20 protein-coding genes are annotated in these 24,801 nt (G+C 52.8%); 14 read left to right on the top strand and 6 right to left on the bottom strand.

The genetic code is table 11. The features are described 5' to 3' along the window. Nucleotides 1-53: 53 nt before the first annotated feature. The 4 genes from tusA (at nucleotide 54) to L1D47_RS00775 (ending at nucleotide 5,308) form a co-directional block, all read left to right on the top strand. Nucleotides 54-299, top strand: a complete 246-nt coding sequence (gene tusA / locus L1D47_RS00790; RefSeq protein ID WP_239882179.1) for a sulfurtransferase TusA — start codon at nucleotides 54-56, stop codon at nucleotides 297-299. A gap of 168 nt (nucleotides 300-467) precedes the next feature. Beyond that, complete coding sequence (locus L1D47_RS00785; RefSeq protein WP_041509618.1) at nucleotides 468-908, top strand: MOSC domain-containing protein; 441 nt, start codon at nucleotides 468-470, stop codon at nucleotides 906-908. A 330-nt stretch (nucleotides 909-1,238) separates the two neighbouring features. After that, nucleotides 1,239-4,424 carry an amidohydrolase family protein gene (locus tag L1D47_RS00780; RefSeq protein WP_239882221.1) on the top strand — a complete coding sequence of 1,062 codons (3,186 nt, stop codon included), beginning with the start codon at nucleotides 1,239-1,241 and terminating at the stop codon, nucleotides 4,422-4,424. Between the two features lie 212 nt (nucleotides 4,425-4,636). Continuing rightward, entirely contained in the window at nucleotides 4,637-5,308 is a 672-nt protein-coding gene (locus L1D47_RS00775; RefSeq protein WP_239882178.1) for a hypothetical protein, read from the top strand. A gap of 5 nt (nucleotides 5,309-5,313) precedes the next feature. Here the strand turns inward: L1D47_RS00775 and L1D47_RS00770 are convergent, their stop codons facing one another. Beyond that, complete coding sequence (locus L1D47_RS00770; protein WP_239882177.1) at nucleotides 5,314-5,883, bottom strand: DNA-3-methyladenine glycosylase I; 570 nt, start codon at nucleotides 5,881-5,883, stop codon at nucleotides 5,314-5,316. Nucleotides 5,884-5,992: 109 nt separating this feature from the next. Here L1D47_RS00770 and glyQ point away from each other — a divergent pair, with 109 nt between their 5' ends. The 5 genes from glyQ (at nucleotide 5,993) to pxpA (ending at nucleotide 11,414) form a co-directional block, all read left to right on the top strand. After that, a complete protein-coding gene (glyQ, locus tag L1D47_RS00765) occupies nucleotides 5,993-6,898 on the top strand; it encodes a glycine--tRNA ligase subunit alpha (protein WP_011863820.1) in 906 nt (301 codons plus the stop codon). 12 nt (nucleotides 6,899-6,910) lie between these two features. After that, nucleotides 6,911-8,980 carry a glycine--tRNA ligase subunit beta gene (glyS, locus tag L1D47_RS00760; RefSeq protein WP_239882176.1) on the top strand — a complete coding sequence of 690 codons (2,070 nt, stop codon included), beginning with the start codon at nucleotides 6,911-6,913 and terminating at the stop codon, nucleotides 8,978-8,980. Between the two features lie 124 nt (nucleotides 8,981-9,104). Further along, nucleotides 9,105-9,767: a 5-oxoprolinase subunit PxpB gene (gene pxpB / locus L1D47_RS00755; RefSeq protein WP_239882220.1), complete on the top strand. Its 663-nt coding sequence runs from the start codon at nucleotides 9,105-9,107 to the stop codon at nucleotides 9,765-9,767. Then, nucleotides 9,764-10,696, top strand: coding sequence for a biotin-dependent carboxyltransferase family protein (locus L1D47_RS00750; RefSeq protein ID WP_239882175.1), 933 nt, complete (start codon nucleotides 9,764-9,766; stop codon nucleotides 10,694-10,696). The genes pxpB and L1D47_RS00750 overlap by 4 nt, the downstream gene beginning before the upstream one ends. After that, on the top strand, nucleotides 10,686-11,414 hold the full coding sequence (gene pxpA, locus L1D47_RS00745) for a 5-oxoprolinase subunit PxpA (RefSeq protein ID WP_239882174.1): 729 nt from the start codon (nucleotides 10,686-10,688) through the stop codon (nucleotides 11,412-11,414). The genes L1D47_RS00750 and pxpA overlap by 11 nt, the downstream gene beginning before the upstream one ends. A 103-nt stretch (nucleotides 11,415-11,517) precedes the next feature. Here pxpA and gyrB read toward each other — a convergent pair whose 3' ends face one another. From gyrB to dnaA, 4 genes are all read right to left on the bottom strand, one after another. Continuing rightward, nucleotides 11,518-13,935 carry a DNA topoisomerase (ATP-hydrolyzing) subunit B gene (gyrB, locus tag L1D47_RS00740; RefSeq protein WP_239882173.1) on the bottom strand — a complete coding sequence of 806 codons (2,418 nt, stop codon included), beginning with the start codon at nucleotides 13,933-13,935 and terminating at the stop codon, nucleotides 11,518-11,520. A 16-nt stretch (nucleotides 13,936-13,951) separates the two neighbouring features. After that, nucleotides 13,952-15,034: a DNA replication/repair protein RecF gene (gene recF, locus L1D47_RS00735; protein WP_239882172.1), complete on the bottom strand. Its 1,083-nt coding sequence runs from the start codon at nucleotides 15,032-15,034 to the stop codon at nucleotides 13,952-13,954. Between the two features lie 72 nt (nucleotides 15,035-15,106). Then, the gene (dnaN, locus tag L1D47_RS00730; protein WP_239853839.1) at nucleotides 15,107-16,207 is read right to left on the bottom strand and encodes a DNA polymerase III subunit beta; all 1,101 of its coding nucleotides are present in this window, start codon (nucleotides 16,205-16,207) and stop codon (nucleotides 15,107-15,109) included. A 20-nt stretch (nucleotides 16,208-16,227) separates the two neighbouring features. Continuing rightward, complete coding sequence (dnaA, locus tag L1D47_RS00725) at nucleotides 16,228-17,607, bottom strand: chromosomal replication initiator protein DnaA (protein WP_144202265.1); 1,380 nt, start codon at nucleotides 17,605-17,607, stop codon at nucleotides 16,228-16,230. Between the two features lie 442 nt (nucleotides 17,608-18,049). Between dnaA and rpmH the strand changes: the two genes are divergently transcribed. The 5 genes from rpmH (at nucleotide 18,050) to mnmE (ending at nucleotide 21,878) form a co-directional block, all read left to right on the top strand. Continuing rightward, nucleotides 18,050-18,187 (top strand): 50S ribosomal protein L34, encoded by a 138-nt coding sequence (rpmH, locus tag L1D47_RS00720; RefSeq protein WP_011867659.1) that lies wholly within the window; start codon nucleotides 18,050-18,052, stop codon nucleotides 18,185-18,187. Between the two features lie 15 nt (nucleotides 18,188-18,202). After that, complete coding sequence (gene rnpA, locus L1D47_RS00715; RefSeq protein ID WP_152619114.1) at nucleotides 18,203-18,559, top strand: ribonuclease P protein component; 357 nt, start codon at nucleotides 18,203-18,205, stop codon at nucleotides 18,557-18,559. Next, nucleotides 18,526-18,780, top strand: a complete 255-nt coding sequence (yidD, locus tag L1D47_RS00710; protein WP_239882171.1) for a membrane protein insertion efficiency factor YidD — start codon at nucleotides 18,526-18,528, stop codon at nucleotides 18,778-18,780. The genes rnpA and yidD overlap by 34 nt, the downstream gene beginning before the upstream one ends. Before the next feature lie 3 nt (nucleotides 18,781-18,783). Then, nucleotides 18,784-20,412, top strand: coding sequence for a membrane protein insertase YidC (gene yidC, locus L1D47_RS00705; RefSeq protein WP_239882170.1), 1,629 nt, complete (start codon nucleotides 18,784-18,786; stop codon nucleotides 20,410-20,412). A gap of 104 nt (nucleotides 20,413-20,516) precedes the next feature. Continuing rightward, a complete protein-coding gene (gene mnmE, locus L1D47_RS00700; RefSeq protein ID WP_239882169.1) occupies nucleotides 20,517-21,878 on the top strand; it encodes a tRNA uridine-5-carboxymethylaminomethyl(34) synthesis GTPase MnmE in 1,362 nt (453 codons plus the stop codon). A gap of 389 nt (nucleotides 21,879-22,267) precedes the next feature. Here mnmE and L1D47_RS00695 read toward each other — a convergent pair whose 3' ends face one another. Continuing rightward, nucleotides 22,268-24,718, bottom strand: coding sequence for a helicase-related protein (locus L1D47_RS00695; protein ID WP_239882168.1), 2,451 nt, complete (start codon nucleotides 24,716-24,718; stop codon nucleotides 22,268-22,270). Nucleotides 24,719-24,801: the final 83 nt, after the last annotated feature.

The raw sequence follows: 24,801 nt of genomic DNA, 5'->3' as shown, positions 1-24,801 counted from the left end.
TAATATTAGCCCCCTCTATTTCATCCGGTCTCACTTCAATTAAGGTTTACGATATGAGCGACCCTTTTGCACAAGCACAACACCAACTCGATGCCCTAGGGCTACGTTGTCCCGAGCCAGTGATGATGGTGCGAAAGTCGGTGCGCAAGATGAGTGACGGAGAGACGCTGCTGATCATTGCCGACGACCCTGCAACCACACGTGATATTCCCAGCTTCTGCGAATTTATGGATCACACCTTAATCGCCAGCCAGACAGACTCTACCCCTTATCAGTACCTGATCAAGAAGGGGCTCTAAGCCAGCACTTGCCCTAGCGTTCAAGGCTGTAATGCATTCGGCGCAGCCTTATCTGCAATCCTTTTCCCTCGTCCCCTAGCCTCGCTCGGCACACTGCCGAATCCCCTTGCCAGCGGCTCGAGTCACGGTTTACACTGAGATTCGGCATTCAAAAGGATTTTAAATAAAATGGCAAGTTTACAAGGCATTAGCTACAAGGTAGTCAAAGGTGGACCCATGCTGGAAACCTCGGCGGCACTCGTCACCACCAGCACAGGAGTCGCACAAGATGTATTTGGAAAGCCAGGTAAACGTCAGGTCACCCTACTGTCGGCGCAGCAATGGCAAGATGCCTGTCAGACACTCGATACCGAACTCCCCTGGACCACACGTAGAGCCAACTTACTCATAGACGGCATCAGCTTCAGCAAGCAAGACCTAGGCAAAATCATTCGAATCGGCTCGCTCGAACTGGAGATCACCGGCGAAACCGATCCCTGCAAGAAGATGGAAATGGCTTATGCGGGACTCGAGGCAGCCCTGCGTCCCGACTGGCGCGGTGGCGTCACCTGCAGGGTGCTTAACGATGCCGAGATCAGTATCGGCGATAGCGTAGAGCTAGCCGAATAGCTCGGATTAAGCATCCTCCTCTGGCAGCCACCCTGGCTGCCAAACTATCCGCCCTCCAGGGTTAGCTTAAGCTTCAACATAGGCTTCGTCCCTGGCCAAAACTCCCCTGTCGTATCAACATTCACAATGCCTCTCGAGCCCGCCAAACTTAAACCGGATTTAAGCCCAACTTAAGCCACCCAGGCTATGCTCACCATTCACCAAATGTCACAGAAATTAGGTTTTACTGTTATCGAATTTATGCGATAACTAGGGCTGATTATATACAACACCTCTATGTAGCCACTCTAAGGCGCCCAACCAAGGATAATAATGAAACTGGGAACTCCTATGCTAAAACAAAAATTAACACCCCTCTGCGCGGCGATCGCCCTCAGCCTTTCCCTGCCCAGCTGGGCGGCGGACAAAGATGCCGACTCAGCCTGGCAGGTGAATGCTCCGACCAAGGCCCCACTGGAACAGGTTAAGATAGACGTCACCGAAGGCACCTGGATGAACGTCAGTGTCAGCCCAGACGGCAAACATATCGTATTTGACCTACTGGGTGACATCTATCAGATGCCTATCGAAGGCGGCGAAGCCAAGCCACTGGCTCAAGGCATCGCCTGGCAGATGCAACCCGTCTATAGTCCCGATGGTAAGCATATCGCCTTCACCTCGGATGAAGATGGCGGCGACAATATTTGGGTGATGAATGCCGACGGTACAGATCCTCGCCCGGTCACCAAGGAAACCTTTCGCCTGCTCAACAGTCCAGCATGGAGCCCGGATTCTCAATACCTCATCGGCCGTAAACACTTTACCGGTAGTCGCAGCCTGGGTGCCGGCGAAGTCTGGCTCTATCATGTTGCCGGCGGTACAGGGGTTAAGTTAACCGAACGCCCGAACGAACAGAAAGACCTGGGCGAGCCCGCTTATTCACCGGATGGTCGCTATGTCTATTTCAGTCAGGATGCCACCCCGGGTAAGACTTTCCACTACTCCAAGGATTCGGTCAAAGGCATCTACAAGATCAAGCGCTATGACACCCAGACCGGCGACATAGAGGTACTGATCGAAGGTACCGGCGGCGCGATTCGCCCAACCCCTAGCCCGGACGGCACTAAACTCGCCTACATCAAGCGCGATGGTTTCCAGTCGACACTCTATTTGTTGGATCTTAAGTCGGGCAAACAGACCAGGCTCTATGACAAGCTCGACCGCGACATGCAGGAAACCTGGGCCATCCACGGCGTTTATCCAAGCATGAGCTGGACGGCAGATAATGAAGAACTGGTCTTCTGGGCAGGAGGTAAGATCAACCGCCTAGACATTGAGAGCAAGTCGGTTAAAGAGATCCCCTTCAAGGTGAAAACAGAGCTCGCGGTGCAACCCTCGGTGCGCTTCAAGCAGAATATCGATCAAGACAGCTTCGACGTGAAGATGCTGCGCATGGCGCAAGTATCACCGGACGGTGATAAGGTGGTTTACGAGGCACTGGGTAAGCTGTGGATCAAGCGTCTTCCTGAAGGTAAGGTTAGCCGCCTGACCAATTTAGACGATGAGGTAAGAGAGCTCTATCCTCAATGGTCTCGTGACGGTAAGAAGATAGTCTTCACCACTTGGGACGACGACAAGCAAGGCAGCGTCCGCATCATCAATGCTCGTGGCGGTCGCAGCAAGACACTGACCCAAGAGCCTGGCAAGTATGTAGAACCCACCTTCTCTCCCGATGGCGATCTCGTGGTTTACCGTAAGATCAAGGGCGGTTATATCACGCCGCGCACCTGGTCACAGGAACCCGGCCTCTATGTTGTCGACATCAAGGGCAAAGAGAGCCGCAAGATCACACCCGATGGCTTTCAACCCCAGTTTGGTGCCGACAGTGATCGCGTCTTCTTCATGGATCATGGCGAGACACCTCAGCTAGCCTCGATCAACCTACACGGTTTCCAGAAGCGAGTGCACTACACCAGCAAGCATGCTACCGAATTCAGGGTCTCTCCAGACGGCAAACAGCTGGCCTTTGCCGAGCGTTTCAAGGTATGGGTCACCCCATTTGCCAAGCATGGCGAGACCATAGAGATAGGTCCTAAGGCCGATAACCTACCTGTGACTCAGCTCAGCATTCGCGCCGGTGAAAGCATTAGTTGGAACGGCGACAGCTCGCAACTCTACTGGACACTTGGCCCAGAGTTGTACCAGATGGATGTCGACGCCGACTATCAGGCCGACAAGAAAGCGCCGACTATCGAACCTAAGATCACTCAGATTGGCTTCGAGAAGAAGGCCGATGTTCCACGTGGAACCATAGCCTTCGTCGGTGGACGGGTGATCACCATGGAGGATGACAAGGTGATCGAAAACGGCGTGGTGATCGTCGAGAACAACAAGATCATCACCGTCGGCGACGCCAACACTCAGGTGCCTAATGGCGCCCAGGTTATCGACATCAAGGGCAAGAGCATTATGCCCGGCCTGTTCGATGCCCACGCCCACGGCGCTCAAGGAGAGAATGAGATCATTCCTCAGCAGAACTGGGAGCTGTATGCCAACCTGGCATTGGGTGTGACCAGCATTCACGACCCATCTAACGACACTACTGAGATCTTCGCCGCATCTGAGCAGCAGAAGGCGGGTAATATCGTCGGGCCGAGAATCTTCTCAACGGGCACCATTCTCTATGGGGCGAACTTACCCGGCTATACCTCTCACATCGACTCGGTAGACGACGCCAGGTTCCATCTGGAGCGCCTCAAGAAGGTTGGCGCCTTCAGCGTGAAGAGCTATAACCAGCCAAGGCGCAATCAGCGCCAGCAGGTGATCGCGGCCGCGAGAGAACTTGAGATGATGGTGGTACCAGAAGGCGGCAGCCTGCTACAGCATAACCTCACCATGATCGCCGACGGCCATACCACGGTAGAGCATTCTCTGCCCGCGGCCGCCATCTACAGCGATATCAAACAGTTCTGGAGCCAGACAGAGGTTCACTATACGCCAACCCTAGTGGTGGCCTATGGTGGTATTTCGGGTGAAAACTATTGGTACGATAAAACAGATGTCTGGTCTCACCCTCGTCTGTCTAAGTATGTGCCGAGCGATCTGCTAGAGGCGCGCTCCATGCGTCGCCCTACCGCACCGGACGGTCACTATAACCACTTCAATGTCGCCAGAGTCGCAAACGAACTCAACGACCTTGGTGTGAAGCCAAACATAGGTGCCCATGGCCAGCGTGAAGGTTTAGCCGCACACTGGGAGATGTGGATGTTTGCCCAAGGCGGCATGGATAACATGGAGGTGTTAAAGACGGCCACCATCAATCCGGCGGAAACCTTCGGCATGGATCATCAACTCGGTTCAATCAAGTCGGGCAAGCTGGCCGACCTGATCGTTATCGATGGCAATCCGCTGGAAGATATCCGAGTCACAGACAAGGTGAGTTACACCATGGTCAACGGTAAACTGTTCGACGCCGAGTCGATGAATCAACTCAATGGTGACAAGAGCAAACGTAAACCATTTTTCTTCGAAAATTAAACGTTTTGAATTTTAAAATCTGGCCAATATCCGCCACGAATTTTAATTTCAGAAAAATTTAAAAACAGAACAAAAATGACCTAAAAGGCAAAAAGGGTGTTTCACGTGGAACACCCTTTTTTATATCTTGTATTTACACCCGGCAGTAAATTAGCCTAAGCTAATCGACCACAGCTAAATCAGGAAGAGCGCACCCCAAAAGGACACTGGAAATGAAATCCGTAAAACTCCCCCTACTCATACTATTATCCGTCTCGGCCATCGGCTACTTGATGCTAGAGGCATACCGAACTCAATCAAGAAATGAGGCAAGGATTGCCACCGCCCAGGTTAACCAAGACAAGAGTGATCAAAATCAGTCTCCGGACCAGACTAGCAGCAAGGTAGAAACAGCAGGCCTTATTAGTGGAAACAGCGACAGCGGGAATAAGGTCGATACAGATACAGACGAATCGAATGAAGTAAAGGACGACAATCTGACCTCAGCCAAGCAACTGGTGGCACAAATCATTGATGCACAGGGGATCATTAATGGTGAGCAGATAAAACAGCTACTCAATCAAGATCTGCAAGCCTATGTCGAGCTCATCGAGTCCCTCGACAACTATGATACCACCAGCCAACAGCGCCAGACGGTACTGGCCGACAGACTCGCTCATTTTCTGGAGGCCATATATAGTGAAAAATATGCCTGCGGAGACAGAATCTGTGCCCTAAGCCTTACAACAGACACTATAAGCCAACAAAGCATTGATAAATTAAGTGAATTTGATAAGAACTACGCATTTATCAAGCAGACTCGACTCGACACAGGGGAGACACAGTTTCAGGCCATCTATCTGCAGACAGATGACCCTTCCACCATGCGCTTTAAGGGTTACTAATGCGCTTAACTGGACTTGTCTTGGTAGCAAAAACAGTCGGCGGTATGGTCGTTGACCATGCCAACCGCCTGCATGAAGGCATAGCAGATGGTCGGGCCGACAAAATTAAACCCAAGCTTTTTTAATGCCTTCGACATAGCTTCCGACTCGGGGGTCTGCGCGGGTAGCTGATCCAGCCGCTGAAAATGATTCAACTTGGGCTGCCCGCCAACAAAACTCCAGAGAAATTCGGAGAAATCGTTGCCCTGCTCCACGAAAGCAATGTAGCCCCTGGCATTCTTGATGATGGAGTTCACCTTGAGCCGGTTACGAATAATGCCAGGATTTTGTAGTAATTCCTCTACCTTTTGCTCATCAAACTTAGCAATAACGTAAGGGTCAAAATCCGCAAAGGCAGCCTCATAATTTTGCTGCTTCTTGAGTATGGTGATCCAGGAGAGTCCTGCCTGCTGCCCGTCCAGGCAGAGCTTGGCAAACAGTTCCTTAGCGTTATACACGGGACGCCCCCAAACCTCATCATGATACGCCTGATATAGCGGATCTTCGCCGACCCAGCCACAACGCTTAACATCCATGGTGTTTTTTCCTATTTTTCCGCCGTTAAGGTAAAAAATAACCTACATAAGCCTTTTTCAACAAGGTATAATCGAAACCATTTTCTATCACAAGCCGACAGTAGTAGACATGACGACGAAACATGACGTAAAAACATTCCAGGGTTTCATCTTAACCCTGCAGGAATACTGGGCGCAGCAAGGTTGCGCCATCGTTCAACCGCTGGACATGGAAGTAGGTGCGGGCACTTTCCACCCTATGACCTTCTTGCGTTCTCTTGGCCCTGAGCCGATGAGCAGCGCCTATGTTCAGCCTTGTCGTCGTCCTACCGATGGTCGTTACGGTGAAAACCCTAACCGTCTGCAGCACTACTACCAGTTCCAGGTGGTCCTTAAGCCGTCGCCAAGCAATATTCAGGAACTCTACCTGGGTTCTCTCGAGGCCTTAGGCGTCGACATGAATATCCATGACGTTCGCTTCGTGGAAGACAACTGGGAATCTCCTACCCTGGGCGCCTGGGGTCTGGGCTGGGAAGTCTGGCTCAACGGCATGGAAGTGTCTCAGTTTACCTACTTCCAACAGGTAGGTGGCCTAGAGTGTAGTCCGGTTACCGGTGAGATCACCTATGGTCTAGAGCGTCTGGCCATGTATATCCAGGAAGTCGACAGCGTCTATGATCTGGTATGGACCGACGGCCCTATGGGTAAGATCATGTATGGCGACGTGTTCCATCAAAACGAGGTCGAGCAATCGACCTACAACTTCGAACACGCCAACGTCGAAGTGCTGTTCAAGCAGTTTGACGATTGTGAGAAGGCCTGTAACGAGCTGTTAGCATTAGAAACGCCACTGCCATTGCCTGCCTATGAGCAGGTAATGAAAGCGTCTCACGCCTTCAACCTACTCGATGCCCGTCATGCCATCTCGGTCACCGAACGTCAGCGCTATATCCTGCGCGTGCGCACCATGGCCAAGTCAGTGGCTGAGTCCTATTACCAAGCCCGTGAAGCACTTGGCTTCCCAATGTGTAAGTAGAGGTATATTAGAATGAATGTTGAAAACTTACTCATTGAAGTAGGCACTGAAGAGTTACCGCCAAAATCCCTGCGCACCTTAGCCGAGTCTTTCCTGGCTAACTTCGAAGAAGAGCTGCAAAAGGCCGAACTAAGATATGAATCGGCTACCTGGTACGCGGCGCCACGTCGTCTGGCCCTTAAGGTCAACGCCCTGGTTACGGCCCAGGCCGACAAGGTGGTTGAAAAGCGTGGCCCTGCCATCGCCCAGGCATTCGACGCCGAGGGTAACCCAACGAAAGCCGCCATGGGCTGGGCCCGTGGTAACGGCATCACGGTCGACCAGGCCGAGCGCCTCACTACAGATAAGGGCGAGTGGCTGCTACATAAGGCCAAGGTTGTCGGTGTCGAGACTAAGTCACTGGTTGCCGAGATGGCTCAGCGCGCCCTGGACAAGCTGCCTATTCCTAAGCCTATGCGTTGGGGCAGCAACAAGACACAATTTATCCGTCCGGTACACACGGTAACCATGCTGATGGGCGATGAGCTGATCCCGGGTGAACTACTGGGTATCGAATCGGCGCGCACCATACGCGGCCATCGCTTCATGGGAGTCGATACCCTGGAGCTGGATCATGCAGACAACTATCTCACCGCACTGGAAACCCAGGGCAAGGTGATGGCCGACTATCAGGCGCGTATGGCCGTGATCAAGGCCAATGCTCAGGCCGCTGCCGATACCATTGGTGGCACAGCCGAGATAGATGAAGATCTACTGGAAGAAGTGACCTCTCTGGTCGAATGGCCAGTCGTGCTTACCGCAAACTTCGAAGAGAAGTTCCTCGATGTGCCGGCAGAAGCCCTGGTCTACACCATGAAAGGCGATCAGAAGTACTTCCCGGTATTCGATAAGTCAGGCGCCCTGCTACCGCACTTCATCTTCGTGGCCAACATCGAATCTAAGGATCCGGCGCAGATCATCGCGGGTAACGAAAAAGTGGTTCGCCCACGTCTTGCCGACGCTGAATTCTTCTTCAATACCGACAAGAAGCATAGCCTGGAATCTCGTCTTGCCAGCCTGGAAACCGTGGTATTCCAGCAACAGCTTGGCACCATCAAAGACAGAGTCGAGCGCATCTCTGCCCTCGCCGCCTTCGTCGCTCAAGGCATTGGCGCCGACAGCGAGCAGGCAGGCCGTGCCGGTCTACTCTCTAAGTCAGATCTCATGACCAACATGGTGATGGAGTTTACCGATCTGCAAGGCACCATGGGCATGCACTACGCTCGCCTGGACGGTGAAACCGAGGCAGTTGCCCTAGCCCTGGAAGAACAGTACAAGCCTAAGTTCTCTGGCGACACAGTGCCGACTCAAGCTATCTCAATCTCGGTCGCACTGGCTGAGAAACTCGATACCTTAGTGGGTATCTTCGGTATAGGTCAGGCGCCTAAAGGCGCGGCGGATCCTTTCGCCCTGCGCCGCGCGGCAATCGGTATCCTGCGTATCTGTGTCGAAAACAACTTGCCACTGGATCTGGTTGACCTGATTGCCAAGGCACAGGCACTTCATGGTGCTAACCTGAGCAATGCCGACACCGCCGAGCAGGTGCTCGAATTTCTCATGGGTCGCTTCCGCGCCTGGTACCAAGATCAAGGCATCAGCGTCGATGTGATCCTGGCGGTATTGGCACGTCGTCCAACTTCACCTGCCGATTTTGACAGCCGTATCAAGGCCGTTACCCACTTCAGAAGCCTGGAACAGGCCTCTGCACTGGCCGCGGCTAACAAGCGTGTGTCTAACATCCTGGCCAAGGTCGAGGGTGAAATAGCCAGCGAAGTTAACGCGACTCTGCTACAGGAAAGCGCCGAACAGGCACTGGCCAGCAAGCTTAACGAGCTGCAGCCACAGCTGGAGCCACTGTTTGCCAATGCCGACTACCAACAGGCACTGGCTTTGTTAGCCAGCCTGCGTGAGAGCGTAGACACCTTCTTCGAAGACGTGATGGTGATGGCCGACGACGAAGCCCTCAAGCAGAACCGTCTGGCGCTGCTAGCTAAGCTTAGAGCCCAATTCCTGCACGCGGCAGATATCTCGCTGCTGCAGTAAGTCGCTGCTCGTTAAACAAAAAACGCATCCCTAGGGGTGCGTTTTTTTATGTCCGAACATGGGATTAATGGCTATTGGGCCTCAAGCTGGGTAGACTCAGATGATTAGTGTCAGTCACAGGTTAATGCCCGCTTTGCAGACAAGTATCTACCCCCTGGGCGAACGCGCCCTGGTTCTCGATCCCGCCCCCCAAGCCGCACTCTCTTGGGCGCTGCAATCCAAGCTCTGCTGGATAGCCGAACAATTGCGCCATTTACCGAGCGTCGAAGAGGCCATTCCCAGCATGAACAATCTGACGATCGTCGTCAGGGAGAGCAGACACTTAAAAGCCCTGCAGGCGAAACTCGACGCCCTTTGGCACAGCGCGCCAACTGAGGAGATCGACAGCCGCACCATAGAGATCCCTGTGAACTATGGCGGTGAGGCGGGGCCGGATCTGCATGCCGTCGCCAAATACCATAACCTCAACCCGGAAGAGGTGATCAAGCTTCACAGTCAGGCCTGTTACCGGGTGTTTTTCATCGGCTTTCAACCTGGGTTTGCCTACCTCGACGGCCTGCCCGAGGCGCTACACACACCCAGGCTGGCAACCCCAAGACTAGAGGTTCCCGCAGGCTCTGTGGGGATAGGCGGTGAACAGACGGGGATCTACCCTCTGGCCAGCCCCGGTGGCTGGCAGATCATAGGTCAAACAAAGGAAGTGCTGTTCAACCCCAAGAGTGAGCATCCCAACCTGCTCAAGCCTGGTGACAGAGTAAGATTTACACCCGTGGAGATCTGCCTATGATACGGCTAGATAGCATAAACGGCCTGGCCAGCATTCAAGATCTCGGCAGGCAGGGACAGGGGCATCTCGGCGTGCCGAGCGGTGGCGCCATGGACAGGTACTCGCTCATTCTCGCCAACCGCCTGCTGGGCAACGAGGACAATACCCCCGCCATCGAACTCGCCAGCGGCAGCTATGAATTGACCTTCGAGGCCCCAAGCTGGGTCGCCCTTTGTGGCGCCACCTTCGAGGCCAAGATAGATGATCGTCCCCTGTGGCATGGCTGGCGTGGGCGGATTAATCCAGGGGAACGCCTGACGCTGAAGGGACCGAGACAAGGCGTGTGGGGTTACCTGGCCATCTTAGGCGGCGTGGTTGTGCCCGAGCTACTTGGCGGCTGCGGCACCTTCCTGGCCGGACGGTTCGGTGGCCATAGAGGAGGCCGGCTGGCATCCGGTGACACCCTCAGTATCAAGCTTGAGGCCAAGGCGAGTTTTAGCCGCCCCGTCGGAGCAATGCACAGAGCCAACGACGGTATCTTGCAGGCCCTGCCCGGCCCGGAGATGAGTCAGTTTAGCGATCAGGATCGTAAGGCCTTCTGGCACTATGCCTGGACAGTCTCGCCCGAAAATGATCGCATGGGCGCCAGGCTAACCGGTGAGTCACTCGACTCGGCCAAACAGCTGAGTCTCCGCTCCCACGCCGTGCTGCCGGGTGTTGTCCAGGTGCCGCCCGGCGGTCAACCTATCGTCTTGCAGGCCGATGCGCAGACCAGCGGTGGCTACCCGAGAATGGCGGTGGTTATCGAGGCCGACAGATGGAAACTGGCCCAGGCCAGAGCGGGGCAGGCGATCCGCTTTCAGCATGTGAGCCCCAACCAGGTGGAAGATGCTAACCTTGAATGGCAACACTATTTCTACCGCTTAGCGAGGGCAATGGATGGAAGTTAAGCCACTAAAAATCGACCTCAACGCCGACCTCGGCGAGGGCGGCGCCCAAGATGAGGCGCTGTTAGCCCTAGTCACCTCGGCCAATGTCGCCTGCGGCGGACACGCCGGCGATCACCAGAGCATGCTGGCGACCGTTAAACGTGCCAAGGCATATCATGTGAATGTTGGCGCTCACCCCAGCTACCCCGACAGGGCCAACTTCGGGCGGCAGTCTATCGACATGGATGCCGAACAGCTTTTTGACTCACTAATACAACAGATTAACGCCTTAGGCGCCATATGCGAGGAGCTGGGCGTCGAACTTCACCACGTTAAGCCTCACGGTGCCCTATACAACGACGCGGCCCAGGATCCCCTCCTGGGCGGTATTCTCATTCGAGCCATCAAGGCGATCGATCCTGATTTGAAGCTGATGATACTGGCCGGCAGCCCCTTGGTCAGTCAGGCAAGGCTGGCAGGACTTGAGGTGATAGAAGAGGCCTTCGCCGATCGCGGCTACCTGGCCGATGGCACACTGGCCCCCCGCGCACAGCCTGGTGCCCTCATCAAAGACACACAAGGGGTACTTGCCCAGGTCACATCTATTGTAAAGCAGCAACGAGTGAAGGCATTAAGCGGTGAAGTCGTTAGCTGCCGGGCCACCAGCCTCTGCCTTCATGGCGACAATCCAGAGGCTCTGGAGTTTGCCAGGGCGATAAGAGCAAGCCTGGAACGATAACCAAAAGCCTGTGGCAAGCGTGAAGCACTAAGATAGCTTTGCTTTGCGTCGTACACATACAAAAAAGCCCCGGTCTTCCGGGGCTTTTCACATTCGCAACCTGTTATACGTCCAGGTTGGCCACGTTGAGGGCGTTAGACTCGATGAAGTCACGACGCGGCTCAACCTGATCACCCATCAAGCAGGTAAACAGTTGATCGGCGGCGATGGCATCTTCGATGGTCACCTTCAGCATACGACGCGACTCAGGATCCATGGTGGTTTCCCACAGCTGCTCAGGGTTCATCTCGCCCAGTCCCTTGTAGCGCTGGATGTAGAGGCCACGCTTAGAGTCGTTCATCAGCCAATCCAGGGCTTCGACAAACGAAGAAACCTCTTTCACTCGCTCGCCACGCTTCACATAACCGCCCTCTTCGATCAGACCTTCCAGAGCTTCGGCCAGTGCCGTCATACGCTGGTAATCGCTCGACTGCAAGAAGTCGTATGAGAACAGATAGTGGGTATCGATACCATGCTTACGTACCGTCACCTTAGGCAGATAGACCTGACGCTCAGGGTCGAGGAAAGGCTCGGCGCTAAAGATAAAGCCACCGGATTCCGCCTCGGTCAAGGCCGCCACATAGTTGTCACACCACTGCTTCACCTTAGCTTCGTCGGCCAGGGTATCGCTGGTCAAACCAGGCTGATACAGCATGCGTTCGGTCAACATGATAGGGAAACGTTGCTCTAGGCGATCGAAAATCGCTTCCACTTCGCGATATTGATAAACCAACTTCTCGAGTGGCGCGCCAGACATTGCCGGTGCGTCTTGAGACGGATGGATCTCACCGCCGTCCAGTGCCAAGTTGGTCAGGTATTCGGTCAGTGCCGGATCATCTTTCAGATACTGTTCCTGCTTACCCTTCTTCACCTTGTACAGTGGTGGCTGAGCGATAAACACATAGCCACGCTCAATAAGCTCAGGCATTTGACGGAAGAAGAAGGTCAACAGCAAGGTACGAATGTGCGAGCCGTCGACGTCAGCATCGGTCATGATGACGATGTTGTGATAACGCGTCTTATCAGGGTCATATTCGTCACGGCCAATACCACAACCTAACGCCGTGATCAGGGTTGCCACTTCCTGTGAAGAGAGCATCTTGTCGAAACGGGCCTTCTCCACGTTAAGGATCTTACCCTTAAGCGGCAGAATCGCCTGGTTCTTACGGTTACGACCCTGCTTGGCACTACCACCCGCAGAGTCACCCTCCACTATATAAATTTCAGAAAGCGCAGGGTCTTTCTCTTGGCAATCCGCTAGCTTACCTGGCAGACCACCTAAATCTAATGCGCCCTTACGACGGGTCATCTCACGGGCCTTACGCGCCGCTTCACGGGCACGAGCCGCATCGATGATCTTACCGACGATCAGCTTAGCCTCGTTCGGGTTCTCCAGCAGGTAGTCACCCAACTTCTCACCCATGGTCTGCTCAACGGCCGACTTCACTTCGCTCGACACCAGCTTGTCTTTAGTCTGAGAACTGAACTTAGGATCCGGTACCTTAACCGAGATCACCGCAGTCAGACCTTCACGGGCGTCGTCACCTGTGGCAGAGGTCTTGCCTTTCTTGTTAAAGCCTTCCTTGTCCATGTAACTGTTGAGGTTACGGGTTAAGGCGGCACGGAAACCGGCAAGGTGAGTACCACCATCACGCTGAGGAATGTTGTTGGTGAAACAGAAGATGTTTTCCTGGAAGCCGTCGTTCCACTGCATCGCCACTTCTACTGTGATGCCGTCTTCACGCTCCTGCACGAAGTGGAAGATCTCTTTGTTGACCGGTGTCTTGTTCAGGTTGAGGTAATCGACGAAGGCACTGATACCGCCCTCATACTTGAAGAACTCATCCTTGTTGTCGCGCTCATCGATCAGGCGAATACCTACGCCCGAGTTTAGAAATGACAGCTCGCGAACACGCTTAGCCAGGATATCGAAATGGAAAAGAGTGTCCGAGAAAGTCTCTGGGCTTGGCCAGAAACGGATCTCTGTACCTGTGTTGGTAGCCTCGCCTATCTCGGCGATTGGCGCATCGGGCTCACCCATGGTGTAGAACTGTTCATACAGCTTGCCGTCACGGCGAATGGTCAGCTTAAGCTTCTCAGACAGGGCGTTAACCACGGAAACACCCACGCCGTGCAGACCACCAGATACTTTATAAGAGTTATCGTCGAACTTACCGCCGGCGTGCAGTACCGTCATAATAACCTGAGCCGCCGAAACCCCCTCTTCAGGGTGGATAGCAACCGGAATACCACGTCCGTCATCCTTTACCGATACCGAACCGTCGGCATGAATAGTAATGATCACGTCATTACAGTGGCCCGCTAACGCCTCATCGATAGAGTTATCGACCACTTCGAACACCATGTGATGCAGACCCGTACCGTCGTCGGTGTCACCAATATACATCCCTGGTCTCTTCCGTACCGCATCAAGGCCTTTTAGTACCTTAATACTCGAAGAATCGTAACTATTCTCTGACATATTATTCTCTCGTCGGTTATTCAATTACCGTTACACGCCCTTGTTCCACATGGAACACCTTAACGGGTGGCGTGTTTAACGAATCCATTATTGCCGCAGGCTCGATGGCGGTGACAAAGACTTGTGCGCCCGTATCGCTTAGCTGCTGCAGCAAGAGTTGCCTGTGCCTAGCATCCAATTCCGATGGCAGATCATCCACCAGATAAATACTGTTTTTATCTATTTGTTGTTTGAGCAACTTTCCCTGTGCAATACGCAGTGCGCATACGAGCAACTTCAATTGCCCTCGGGATAGGGCATCCTGTACAGGCAAAGTCCCGACCCTTAATCTGAGGTCGGCCTTATGAGGACCACTGGCCGTGTGTCCCGCCGCTACATCTCTGGGATATTGTGCCTGCAACAGGGTCTGATAATCAGTTTTACTATCCCAGCCTCGGGTAAAGGAAACCTTAACATCAACCTGAGGTAAAAACTCTTCGATTATACCCTTAAGTCGTTCATTTAACGAGCCTACATATCGCTTTCGTATCTCAGTCACGATTTCGGCATAGCGCACCAATTCCTTATCCCAAAACTGAATTTGTTGATAAGGAGTTTCGCTTTTAAGTATCTGATTTCTATGCTTTAAAATTCGTCTTACATTCGCCCACGCGGTGTAGAAGCCTTTGTCGGTATGAAAGGCTCCCCAGTCGATAAACTGACGACGGGATTTTGGCCCCTCAAAAAGCAGCGAAAAACTCTCGGGAGTGATCACCTGAATGGGCAAAGTTTCGGCTAAGGTGGACAGACGTTTCACCTTCTCGCCGTTCATCTTGACCTCGGTTTCCCCGGAGCGATATCGCCTCAGCCCTATCTTGGTCTCCTGCTCGCAATGTTCCAGATGGGCAAACAGGGTTAGCTTGTCCTGATCGTTCTGAATCACCCGCTGAGACAGGTGACTGCGAAAGGAGCGCCCCATCCCCAGAAAGAAGATGGCCTCGAGAATACTCGTCTTGCCGCTGCCGTTCTGGCCATAGATTAGATTCAGGCCGTCACCGAGCTGCAACTGGGCACTGGCGATATTACGAAAGGAATCGATATGAAGGCGAGATAAACTCATCTAATACTCATGACAATGGCACAGGGGCCATCTAAGAAGAGGCACGCCCTTGTGGGCGCGCACAGCTTAAGACTAGAGTCGCATCGGCATCACGACGTACATGGAATCTTCTTCGACGTGATTTTCGATCAGGGCACTGGAGTTACCATCGATCAGCGTGATACGCACGTCATCCGATGGCAGGTTGTTGAGCACATCCAGCAGATAGCTGACGTTAAAGCCGATCTCCAGGGGCGCGTTGTCATATTCGATATCGAGAATCTCTTCCGCTTCTTCCTGCTCTGGGTTATTGGCGGTGATCTTAATCAGATTCTGTTCTAACTGAACGCGCACGCCACGAAACTTCTCGTTGGAGAGGATCGAGGCACGCAGCAGCGCCTGCTTGAGCTGATTACGGCTGGCGATAACTATCTTGTCACCGCCCTTAGGCAGCACGCGGCGATAATCCGGGAAGCGACCATCCACCAGCTTACTGGTAAACACTGCGCTCTGAGTCGTCGCGCGAATGGCATTTTCACCGATAGCCAGGGTGACATCGAGATCTTCACCCTCGAACAGGCGCTGGAGCTCCAACACGCCTTTACGCGGCACGATCACCTGCTTCTCTGGCAGTGAATCTTCTACCATGCGATGGCTCAGGGCCAGACGATGACCGTCTGTCGCGATGGCGCGCAGCACATTGCCTTCGGTTTCAAGCAGCAAACCATTCAGGTAGTAACGTACATCCTGGTTAGCCATGGAAAACTGAGTGGCATCGATGAGTGACTTGAGGGTGCCCTGCTTGAGGGTAAATTCGATATCGGCCTGGAAGGCATCCACATTGGGATACTCTTCTGCCGGTAGGGTCGCCAGGGTAAAGCGGCTGCGACCCGAGCGTAGCAAGAGACGATTGTCCTGCTGCTCAATTTTTAATTCAACTTGATCGGGAAGTGACTTGACGATATCGAGAAATTTCTTCGCTGGTACTGTGGTACGGCCCTCTTGGACCTCGCCTTGCAGCTGCGCCTGGCCGACTAATTCGACCTCTAAATCGGTACCGGTTAACTTAAGTGAGTGACCACTTACTTCAACTAAAAGGTTTGCCAGAATCGGTAAATTATGTCGTCTCTCCACCGCCCCACTCACGAGTTGAAGCGGCTTTAATAGGGCATCCCTATCAATTGAAAATTTCATCAGTTTCAATTTCCCAGAGTTTATGAAGATAGCGTACGGATTAAGTTAGCATAATCTTCTTTAATGTCATGACTTTCTTCACGTAGCTGGGCAATTTTGCGACAGGCGTGTAGCACTGTCGTATGATCACGGCCACCAAAGGCATCGCCAATCTCGGGCAGACTCTGGTTAGTTAATTCTTTCGACAATGCCATCGCCATCTGTCTCGGTCTGGCGACACTGCGTGAGCGACGCTTCGACAGCATGTCGGCCATCTTGATCTTATAGTATTCAGCTACGGTTTTCTGAATGTTATCTATAGTGACCAATTTTTCCTGCAGAGCCAAGAGATCTCTTAGGGCTTCACGCACAAAATCGATAGTGATCGGACGACCGGTAAAGTTAGCGTTGGCGATCACACGATTGAGTGCGCCTTCCAGTTCACGCACGTTAGATCGCAGACGCTTGGCAATAAAGAAGGCCACCTCATCAGGCAGGTTAATGCCACTCTCCTGTGCCTTTCGCATCAGGATCGCCACACGGGTTTCTAACTCAGGCGGCTCGATGGCTACCGTCAGACCCCAGCCGAAGCGAGACTTGAGACGATCTTCCACCCCATCGATCTCCTTAGGATAACGATCTGAGGTCAGGATCACCTGATGATTACCTTCTAACAAGGCGTTGAAGGTATGGAAGAACTCTTCCTGGGATCTGTCTTTGTTAGCAAAGAATTGAATATCATCGATAAACAAGGCATCGACGCTACGGTAGTAACGTTTGAACTCTTCGATCGCGTTGTTTTGCAGCGCCTTCACCATATCCTGCACGAAACGCTCTGAGTGCATGTAAACCACCTTGGCATTCGGATTGTTCTTGATAATGCCATTGCCCACTGCGTGCAACAGGTGGGTCTTACCAAGACCCGTTCCACCGTAGAGGAACAAGGGGTTATAGGCGCCACCCGGGTTTTCAGACACCTGCAAGGCGGCCGCTTTACCCAGCTGGTTAGACTTACCCTCGACGAAGTTGTCAAACTGGTAAGTGGGGTTCATATTGCTTCTATGATTCGTCGTAGACGCGGGTTCGTTGCTATTAAATGACGGCTTGCTTGGGGATTTTGCCGCGGGTGCAACGGGGCTCTTGGTCGAGGCAGCCGGCGCCACCGGTTTGCTCGCCGGGCGACTACCGATGTCGAAACGCAGCTTGGGGGCATCGCTACCCATCTGTTCGGTGAAGAACTGATTGATGGTGTTGAGGTACTTATCTCTCACCCAATCGAGTACGAATCGATTCGGTGCATAGAGTACTAGTGTTTCCCCATCCATTTCGGCTTGTAACGGTCTGATCCACATGCTGAATTGCTGAGCGGAAAGCTCGTCCTGTAGTCGTCCGATACATTGCTGCCAAAGTGAAACCGCCACGTACTTATCCCCAAAAGATCATACAAAAGAGGTGTATTCTATAGCGAGATCACTAGGATCGCTATCCTTTAAATAGATTTATCCCCAGTAAGATCATCTTTATTTATTTACGCCGATCCAAAACGATCCTTAACGATCAAAATAATCTGACAAAGCAGCAAACTCAGCTTTATTAAGCGATCCAGATCGATCTATAATTGGCGACCTTCGATCTGGCTAATGATCACTAGATCCACAAGATGTAGTGGCCATTCACAGAGTTATCCACACTAGATAGTGTGTAAGGATGACAAGATAGGAAGATTTAGAGGCAGATTTTACCCACTTGAATGTTTTGCTTGTTGACGGGCTTAACTAAAGTGATTACAATTCGGCCTCTTTTTTGCCCTTACCTCTTTTATAGGGATAAGGTTTATTCACCTAACAAAGACGGATTGCCATAATGAGTAAACGTACTTTTCAACCTAGCAACCTGAAGCGCAAGCGTTCTCACGGCTTCCGCGCTCGTATGGCTACTGTTGGTGGCCGTAAGGTTATCGCACGTCGTCGTGCAAAAGGTCGCGCTCGTCTTTCTGCTTAATAAGTAGAAATGCAAGTGACCAGCTATACCTTTACGCGGGAGTTACGTCTGTTAACTCCCGCGCAATTCAAATCTGTATTCTCCAATCCCATCAAAGCTTCTTCAGCTGAAATAACCTTACTCGCCATACCTAATGAGCTACAGCATCCTCGTATTGGATTAACTGTTGCAAAGCGTTATGTTAAGCGAGCCAATCAGCGCAACCGAGTTAAACGTATCATCCGCGATAATTTTCGTTTGCACCAACACGAATTACCGCCACTCGATATTGTCGTGCTCGTCAGAAACGGCGTATTGGATATGGATAATGCAGCATTGCACAAACTGGTAGAGAAGCTATGGCGCAAGCTCAGTCGCCGTTACAATGGCTAGCCACTAAGCTGATCCGAGGCTACCAAATCTTTATCAGCCCTATACTGGGGCCAAAGTGCCGTTTTAACCCCACATGTTCCAATTACGCTCTCGAAGCGATTCGATTGCACGGATTTGTGAAAGGGAGTTGGTTTGCAGGGAAACGCGTATTAAAATGTCACCCTTTACATCCGGGCGGAGAAGATCCCGTCCCTCCAAAAAATAACAGGTGTAATAAATAGGCTATGGAATCTCAACGCAATATATTGCTCATCGGTCTGCTTTTTGTCAGCTTTTTGCTGTGGCAGCAATGGCAAACAGACAAAAATCCGCAACCGGTTGCCACTGAATCTTCAGTTGTAGCTTCAACCGTCACAGATGCGCACAGTGCTGACGTTCCTGATGCCGACGCTGCTCTTCCCGAAGCAGTGGCCGCCTCTAAAGAACTCATTAGTGTCACAACTGACCAACTGAACCTGAAAATTAACCCAGTGGGTGGCGATATCGTCTACTCTGCGCTGGTGGGTCATAAGCTAGAGCAAGACAAGGAAGAACCTTTCGTCCTGCTGCAGCAAACCAAAGATATCTACTACATCTCTCAGAGTGGTCTAATTGGCCGTAACGGTATCGACAGCAGCGCTAAGGGCCGTGCTCACTTTACCAGCCAATCTCAAGCCTACAGCCTAGCCGATGGCCGAGATACCCTGGAAATCCCACTGAGCTATGTTGCCGACAACGGCGTGACCTATACCAAGGTGTTCACCCTGCATAGAGGCAAGTTCGATGTAGGCGTAGAATACCGCATCAACAACACCTCAGCAGAGCAGCTTCAGGTGCAGATGTATGGCCAGATCAAGCACAGCATCAAGAAGAGCGAAAGCAGCATGATGATGCCGACTTATCGTGGCGCCGCCTTCTCAACGGCAGATACTCGCTACGAGAAGTACAGCTTCGAAGATATGGCTGACAAGAACCTGGACAAGAAGACGCTTGGTGGTTGGGCGGCAATGCTGCAACACTACTTCGTATCGGCCTGGGTACCACCAGCGAACGATCAAAACACCATCTTCTCTAGCGTAAGCGCCGGTGGCCTGGCCAATATTGGTTTCCGCGGTGCCGTCTATGATATCGCACCGGGTGCAGAGCAAACGATTAGCGCCCAGTTCTACGTAGGTCCTAAGGATCAAGAGGCCCTATCGGCCATCTCTGAATCCCTGAACCTGGTAGTCGATTATGGCTTCCTATGGTGGCTGGCTATCCCTATCCACTGGTTGTTGATGTTCTATCAGTCCTTCGTGGGTAACTGGGGTGTAGCAATCATCCTAATCACTCTGACCGTACGTGGTATGTTGTACCCGCTGACTAAAGCGCAATACACCTCTATGGCCAAGATGCGTAACCTGCAACCTAAGCTGCAGGAGATGAAAGAGCGCTTCGGCGATGACCGTCAGAAGATGGGTCAGGCCATGATGGAACTGTACAAGAAAGAGAAAGTGAACCCTATGGGTGGCTGTCTGCCTATCTTGCTACAGATGCCAATCTTCATCGCACTCTACTGGGTACTGCTGGAAAGCTACGAGCTACGTCACGCGCCATTCATGCTATGGATCACCGACCTTTCGGTACAAGATCCTTACTATGTACTGCCGCTGCTGATGGGTGTTTCTATGTTCGCGATGCAGAAGATGCAGCCTATGGCACCTACCATGGATCCTATGCAGCAGAAAATGATGCAGTGGATGCCGGTTATCTTTACCGTCTTCTTCCTCTGGTTCCCAGCGGGTCTGGTGCTTTACTGGTTGGTCGGTAACTTGGTGGCCATTACCCAACAGAAGATCATCTATGCCGGTTTGGAGAAAAAAGGGTTAAAATAACCTCTAGCTCCAACTAATGAAAAAGCGGTCGGATACTTTGTATTGACCGCTTTTTGCTTTTAATGAAGACAGCTTTTCACTCCATCAGCGCAGGAAACACAGTAATGACGACAGATACTATCGTGGCACAAGCAACCGCACCAGGCCGCGGCGGCGTAGGTATCATCAGGGTCTCTGGCGACAAGGCCAGCGACGTAGCCATGGCCGTACTCGGGCACCTGCCGAAGGTACGTTATGCCGACTACTGTGACTTCAAAGACGCCGATGGTGCAGTGATAGACCAGGGCATCGCCCTCTACTTCAAGGGCCCTAACTCCTTCACCGGCGAAGATGTCCTCGAGCTGCAGGGCCACGGTGGCCAGGTGGTACTCGACATGCTGATCAAGCGCGTCATGGATGTCGAGGGTGTACGCATCGCCAAACCAGGCGAGTTCAGTGAGCAGGCCTTCATGAACGATAAGCTGGATCTGACTCAGGCCGAGGCGATTGCTGATCTTATCGATGCCACCAGCGAACAGGCGGCCAAGAGCGCCCTTCACTCGCTACAGGGTGAGTTCTCCACCCAGGTACACGAGTTGGTGGATCAGGTCACCAACCTGCGCCTCTATGTGGAAGCCGCAATAGACTTTCCCGACGAGGAGGTAGACTTCCTCTCAGATGGCAAGATTGCCGGCTCGCTCAGCAGAATCATCACTAAACTCGACTCGGTGCAATCCAGCGCCAAGCAAGGCGCCATCATACGCGAAGGGATGAAGGTGGTGATTGCCGGTCGCCCAAACGCGGGCAAATCTAGCCTGCTCAATGCCCTCGCAGGTAAAGAATCGGCCATTGTCACCGAAATTGCCGGTACCACCCGCGATGTGCTGCGCGAACATATCCATCTCGATGGCATGCCGCTGCACATCATAGACACGGCCGGCCTACGTGATACCACAGACACGGTAGAGCAGATAGGGATAGAACGCGCCTGGGCCGAGATAGACACCGCCGATCAGGTACTCTTTATGGTTGATGGCACCACCACGGATGCAGTCGATCCTCATGATATCTGGCCAGATTTTATTGACCGCCTCCCCAAAAACTTAGGGGTTACTGTGGTGCGTAACAAAGCCGACCTCACTGGCGAGGCACTCGATGCCACCGACGAGCAGGGCCATAAGGTATTCCGCCTGTCTGCCAAGACAGGTTCGGGGGTCGAGGAGCTCAAGGCACACCTGAAGTCCCTGATGGGCTATCAGAGCAATCTCGAAGGGGGCTTCCTGGCCCGTCGTCGCCACCTGGAAGCATTAGAGCTCGCCAGCAGCCACCTGGCGCTCGGACAGGAACAGTTAGAGGTCTATCAAGCGGGTGAACTCCTGGCAGAAGAGCTGCGCATGTGTCAATTGGCGCTATCGGAAATCACCGGAAAGTTCACCTCAGACGATCTCCTCGGCAAGATCTTCGGCTCCTTCTGTATCGGCAAGTAAGCATACTTATTGCACTATAGATGAGCGTTTTTCAAACAGCCATTTATGAAGCCCAAGGCCGATAGCTGTAAGCAGCGGCTTTTGCGATATACAGACAAGATAATTTAAACAAGCAGACAAAGATCCCGGCGGGATCTTTCCTCATTTTGGTGCATAAACATCCAAGATGGCGATCGAATTAATCAACAGAGATATCAACAAGTAATTCACTTAGCGATCAAAATTGGTGAATAACTCCCAGCCAAAGCTAATCCATTGATTATATTCATTTTTCATTCTTGCTTATTTTACACTCTGCTAAATTTCGATCCCGCAACGGGATCGAAAGTAAAAAGTTATACTCAAAACCATGTCATGAATTTTGAATAAGATCTTTAGGGATCGAACCGCTAGTTGACCTCTACTACCCGACTGGCTTTCTTATACTTGACCCGCCAGCCCTGCCAGCGAGGCAATTCCCAACGTTTGGGACCAGATTTTCGCTGCCCACTCAGGTACTCACACACCACCCATTTCCCCTTGATCTGATAGCTGACACTGAGCTCAAGATCCGCCAGCGTCACTTGCATTGGATAAGCCAGATCAAAGTCTTGCCGCAACCAGTCGGGGATCCCCGCAAACTCGAGATCCCCTGCCTCGATTAGCTCAAGATCGGCTAGTGTTTCGACGCCAAGACTCGACAGCCGCTGCGCCAAAAATGTCTCCAATGTCTGGGGCTTAGGTGCAGGTAAGGCGACACCACTGGCCTTAGCCTCCTCATAACCACCAAGCTCGAGCCAGATGTTCCAGGCCGCAATATCCAGTGCAAGACGCTCACCAAGACCGGGAAACAACAGATTCTCGACAATACTGTTGATGATGGAGGGGATAACCTCTTGCGCCTTTACCTTCTCACGGCGCGTCTCTATCACCCTGCCTGCATAGCGTCGCTCGATACGCACCTCATCTGGACTCAGCTGCTCGGCAACACTGTCTTCTCCCAGTCCTGCCTGCAACAAGGCATCTAAGGTTATCGGCGCCATACAGAGTGCCAGATTGATGGTCTGTTTCACGCCGCGACCTGCAGTTACATGTTGATCAAACACCACGGCCGCCATTGGCGACGACTTGTCCTTGTCTGTTGGGCCGAAACGAGACTCCCGGCCGATAAGCACTTCACTCAAGCCATTCCCGAGCGCCTGTTGACGCTTAAGCCGGCAGATATAGGCGAGTTCGGGCTGGGCACGCATCACCGCAAGCAGCCAGTTACGCCTAAGTAGTGAGTCAGTAAGATCAGCCTTAGGAAGGGTGGTGAGCCGCAGCGCGCCGCGGATCTGCCCGGCCAAGTGTCGGGCCTCGACTATCGCCTGATGATTAATATCTTTAAGGGGGATCTCATCGGCTTGCTCATCACTCCTAACTAGCTTGATCAAGCAATAGGCATCGCAACCAAAAGGCTCCCATTGCGACAACCTGTGTCGCTCATGTTCATCATTGGGCAGCCGGTAGAGACGCCCAGGCGTGACCAAGGCTGCGGCCAGGTCTATCATCAAATCCAGGCAGTTGTCGTCAGGCATGACGCTAATCAGATGAGCAAATAGCGTATCTATGGGAAGCGGAAACAGACGCCGCCCATGGTCGGTGGCACGGCCCGTAGCATCCAATGCCCCCATGGCGATTAATCTCTCCTTCGCCAATTGCAGTGACCTCTCCGGCAGAGGATCCACAAAATCCAGCTGCGCCAAGTTGGCGCAGGCACAGGCTGCCGCCAGCATGGGCTCGACGAGCTCCTCCCGCCTAAGCTCAGGCGGAGTGTTCGCCAGCAAAGGCGCCGACCGTCCCCAGAGACGGATACAGATGCCCGCCTGAACGCGCCCGGCCCTGCCCATACGCTGATCGCTACTGGCCCTGGAAATATGAGACAGGGACAAGACGGTACGACCATTGCGTTGATGAGTACGACGCTCCAATCCTGAGTCGATCACCGCAGTCACACCGGGAATGGTCAGGGAGGTCTCGGCAATATTGGTGGCAAAGATCACCCTGCGATGCTCGCCAGTCTGTAGCACCTTGGCCTGTTCCTGGGCATCTACGCCTCCATGCAGTGGCAGCAGAGTGATATGTCCATCGACTTCGGCGAGTGGCGCCCGGCAGGCCTGTATCGCAGATGAGATCTCCCCCTTGCCCGGCAGAAAGACCAAGATATCTCCCTGGGTCGACGCCAAGGCTTGCTGCAACGCGGGGATCAGGCGCTGCTCTAACCCATGAATATCCGGCAGATGGTGACTCTCTCTTGCCAGGTAGCTTAGTTCCACGTGAAACTGCTTCCCCTCAGCCCTCAGGCTGATGGCATTAACATCATGGTTATCAGATAGATAGTCTGCAATCACCCTACCCGCTATGGTGGCCGAGGTGATGATCAGCCTATGCAGCCCTCTGGCCTTAAGTAGCGCTAGAAGCAGGTCGGTATCCCAACGACGCTCATGAAACTCATCGATCATCACGGTATCAAAATCGCCAAGGCTGGCCATGTCGCCAGACAACCAGCGCAGGGCAATACCTGGCGTGACAAAGGCAATTTGGGTTTCGGTCGTTATGCTGCAATCGAAACGGATGGCGTAGCCGACCCTTAAATCTGTCAGGCCTTGTACATATTCAGCCAACGCCAAACATGCCACCCGCCTAGGTTCCACCACTAATACTCTGGGACGCCTCCCCTGCTCGTCGGGTTCGGCGCACCACAGAGGCAATCGAGTAGACTTACCCGAGCCCGTATCGGATTCGATCACCAGATGATGCCCTGAATAGGCTGCTTTAAACTCTGTGTAGAGGGTATCGATGGGTAGAAATGGATTCGTCATGGCAACAATTATCGGCAAATTATTCACCCAGAATAATAACCCACTGCAGACCCGAAACGAAAACCACCTTAGTTAAGCAATTG

This window comes from Shewanella sp. Isolate7, from assembly GCF_022398425.1.
In the GTDB taxonomy this organism is placed as follows: domain Bacteria; phylum Pseudomonadota; class Gammaproteobacteria; order Enterobacterales; family Shewanellaceae; genus Shewanella.
This window is presented reverse-complemented; position numbering and strand designations above follow the sequence as displayed.

Excerpts from the sequence above, each read along its gene's own strand:
- tusA (WP_239882179.1), top strand. The coding sequence starts at position 54 with ATGAGCGACCCTTTTGCACAAGCACAACACCAACTCGATGCCCTAGGG.
- L1D47_RS00785 (WP_041509618.1), top strand. The coding sequence starts at position 468 with ATGGCAAGTTTACAAGGCATTAGCTACAAGGTAGTCAAAGGTGGACCC.
- L1D47_RS00780 (WP_239882221.1), top strand. The coding sequence starts at position 1,239 with ATGCTAAAACAAAAATTAACACCCCTCTGCGCGGCGATCGCCCTCAGC.
- L1D47_RS00775 (WP_239882178.1), top strand. The coding sequence starts at position 4,637 with ATGAAATCCGTAAAACTCCCCCTACTCATACTATTATCCGTCTCGGCC.
- L1D47_RS00770 (WP_239882177.1), bottom strand. The coding sequence starts at position 5,883 with ATGGATGTTAAGCGTTGTGGCTGGGTCGGCGAAGATCCGCTATATCAG.
- glyQ (WP_011863820.1), top strand. The coding sequence starts at position 5,993 with ATGACGACGAAACATGACGTAAAAACATTCCAGGGTTTCATCTTAACC.
- glyS (WP_239882176.1), top strand. The coding sequence starts at position 6,911 with ATGAATGTTGAAAACTTACTCATTGAAGTAGGCACTGAAGAGTTACCG.
- pxpB (WP_239882220.1), top strand. The coding sequence starts at position 9,105 with ATGCCCGCTTTGCAGACAAGTATCTACCCCCTGGGCGAACGCGCCCTG.
- L1D47_RS00750 (WP_239882175.1), top strand. The coding sequence starts at position 9,764 with ATGATACGGCTAGATAGCATAAACGGCCTGGCCAGCATTCAAGATCTC.
- pxpA (WP_239882174.1), top strand. The coding sequence starts at position 10,686 with ATGGAAGTTAAGCCACTAAAAATCGACCTCAACGCCGACCTCGGCGAG.
- gyrB (WP_239882173.1), bottom strand. The coding sequence starts at position 13,935 with ATGTCAGAGAATAGTTACGATTCTTCGAGTATTAAGGTACTAAAAGGC.
- recF (WP_239882172.1), bottom strand. The coding sequence starts at position 15,034 with ATGAGTTTATCTCGCCTTCATATCGATTCCTTTCGTAATATCGCCAGT.
- dnaN (WP_239853839.1), bottom strand. The coding sequence starts at position 16,207 with ATGAAATTTTCAATTGATAGGGATGCCCTATTAAAGCCGCTTCAACTC.
- rpmH (WP_011867659.1), top strand. The coding sequence starts at position 18,050 with ATGAGTAAACGTACTTTTCAACCTAGCAACCTGAAGCGCAAGCGTTCT.
- yidD (WP_239882171.1), top strand. The coding sequence starts at position 18,526 with ATGGCGCAAGCTCAGTCGCCGTTACAATGGCTAGCCACTAAGCTGATC.
- yidC (WP_239882170.1), top strand. The coding sequence starts at position 18,784 with ATGGAATCTCAACGCAATATATTGCTCATCGGTCTGCTTTTTGTCAGC.
- mnmE (WP_239882169.1), top strand. The coding sequence starts at position 20,517 with ATGACGACAGATACTATCGTGGCACAAGCAACCGCACCAGGCCGCGGC.
- L1D47_RS00695 (WP_239882168.1), bottom strand. The coding sequence starts at position 24,718 with ATGACGAATCCATTTCTACCCATCGATACCCTCTACACAGAGTTTAAA.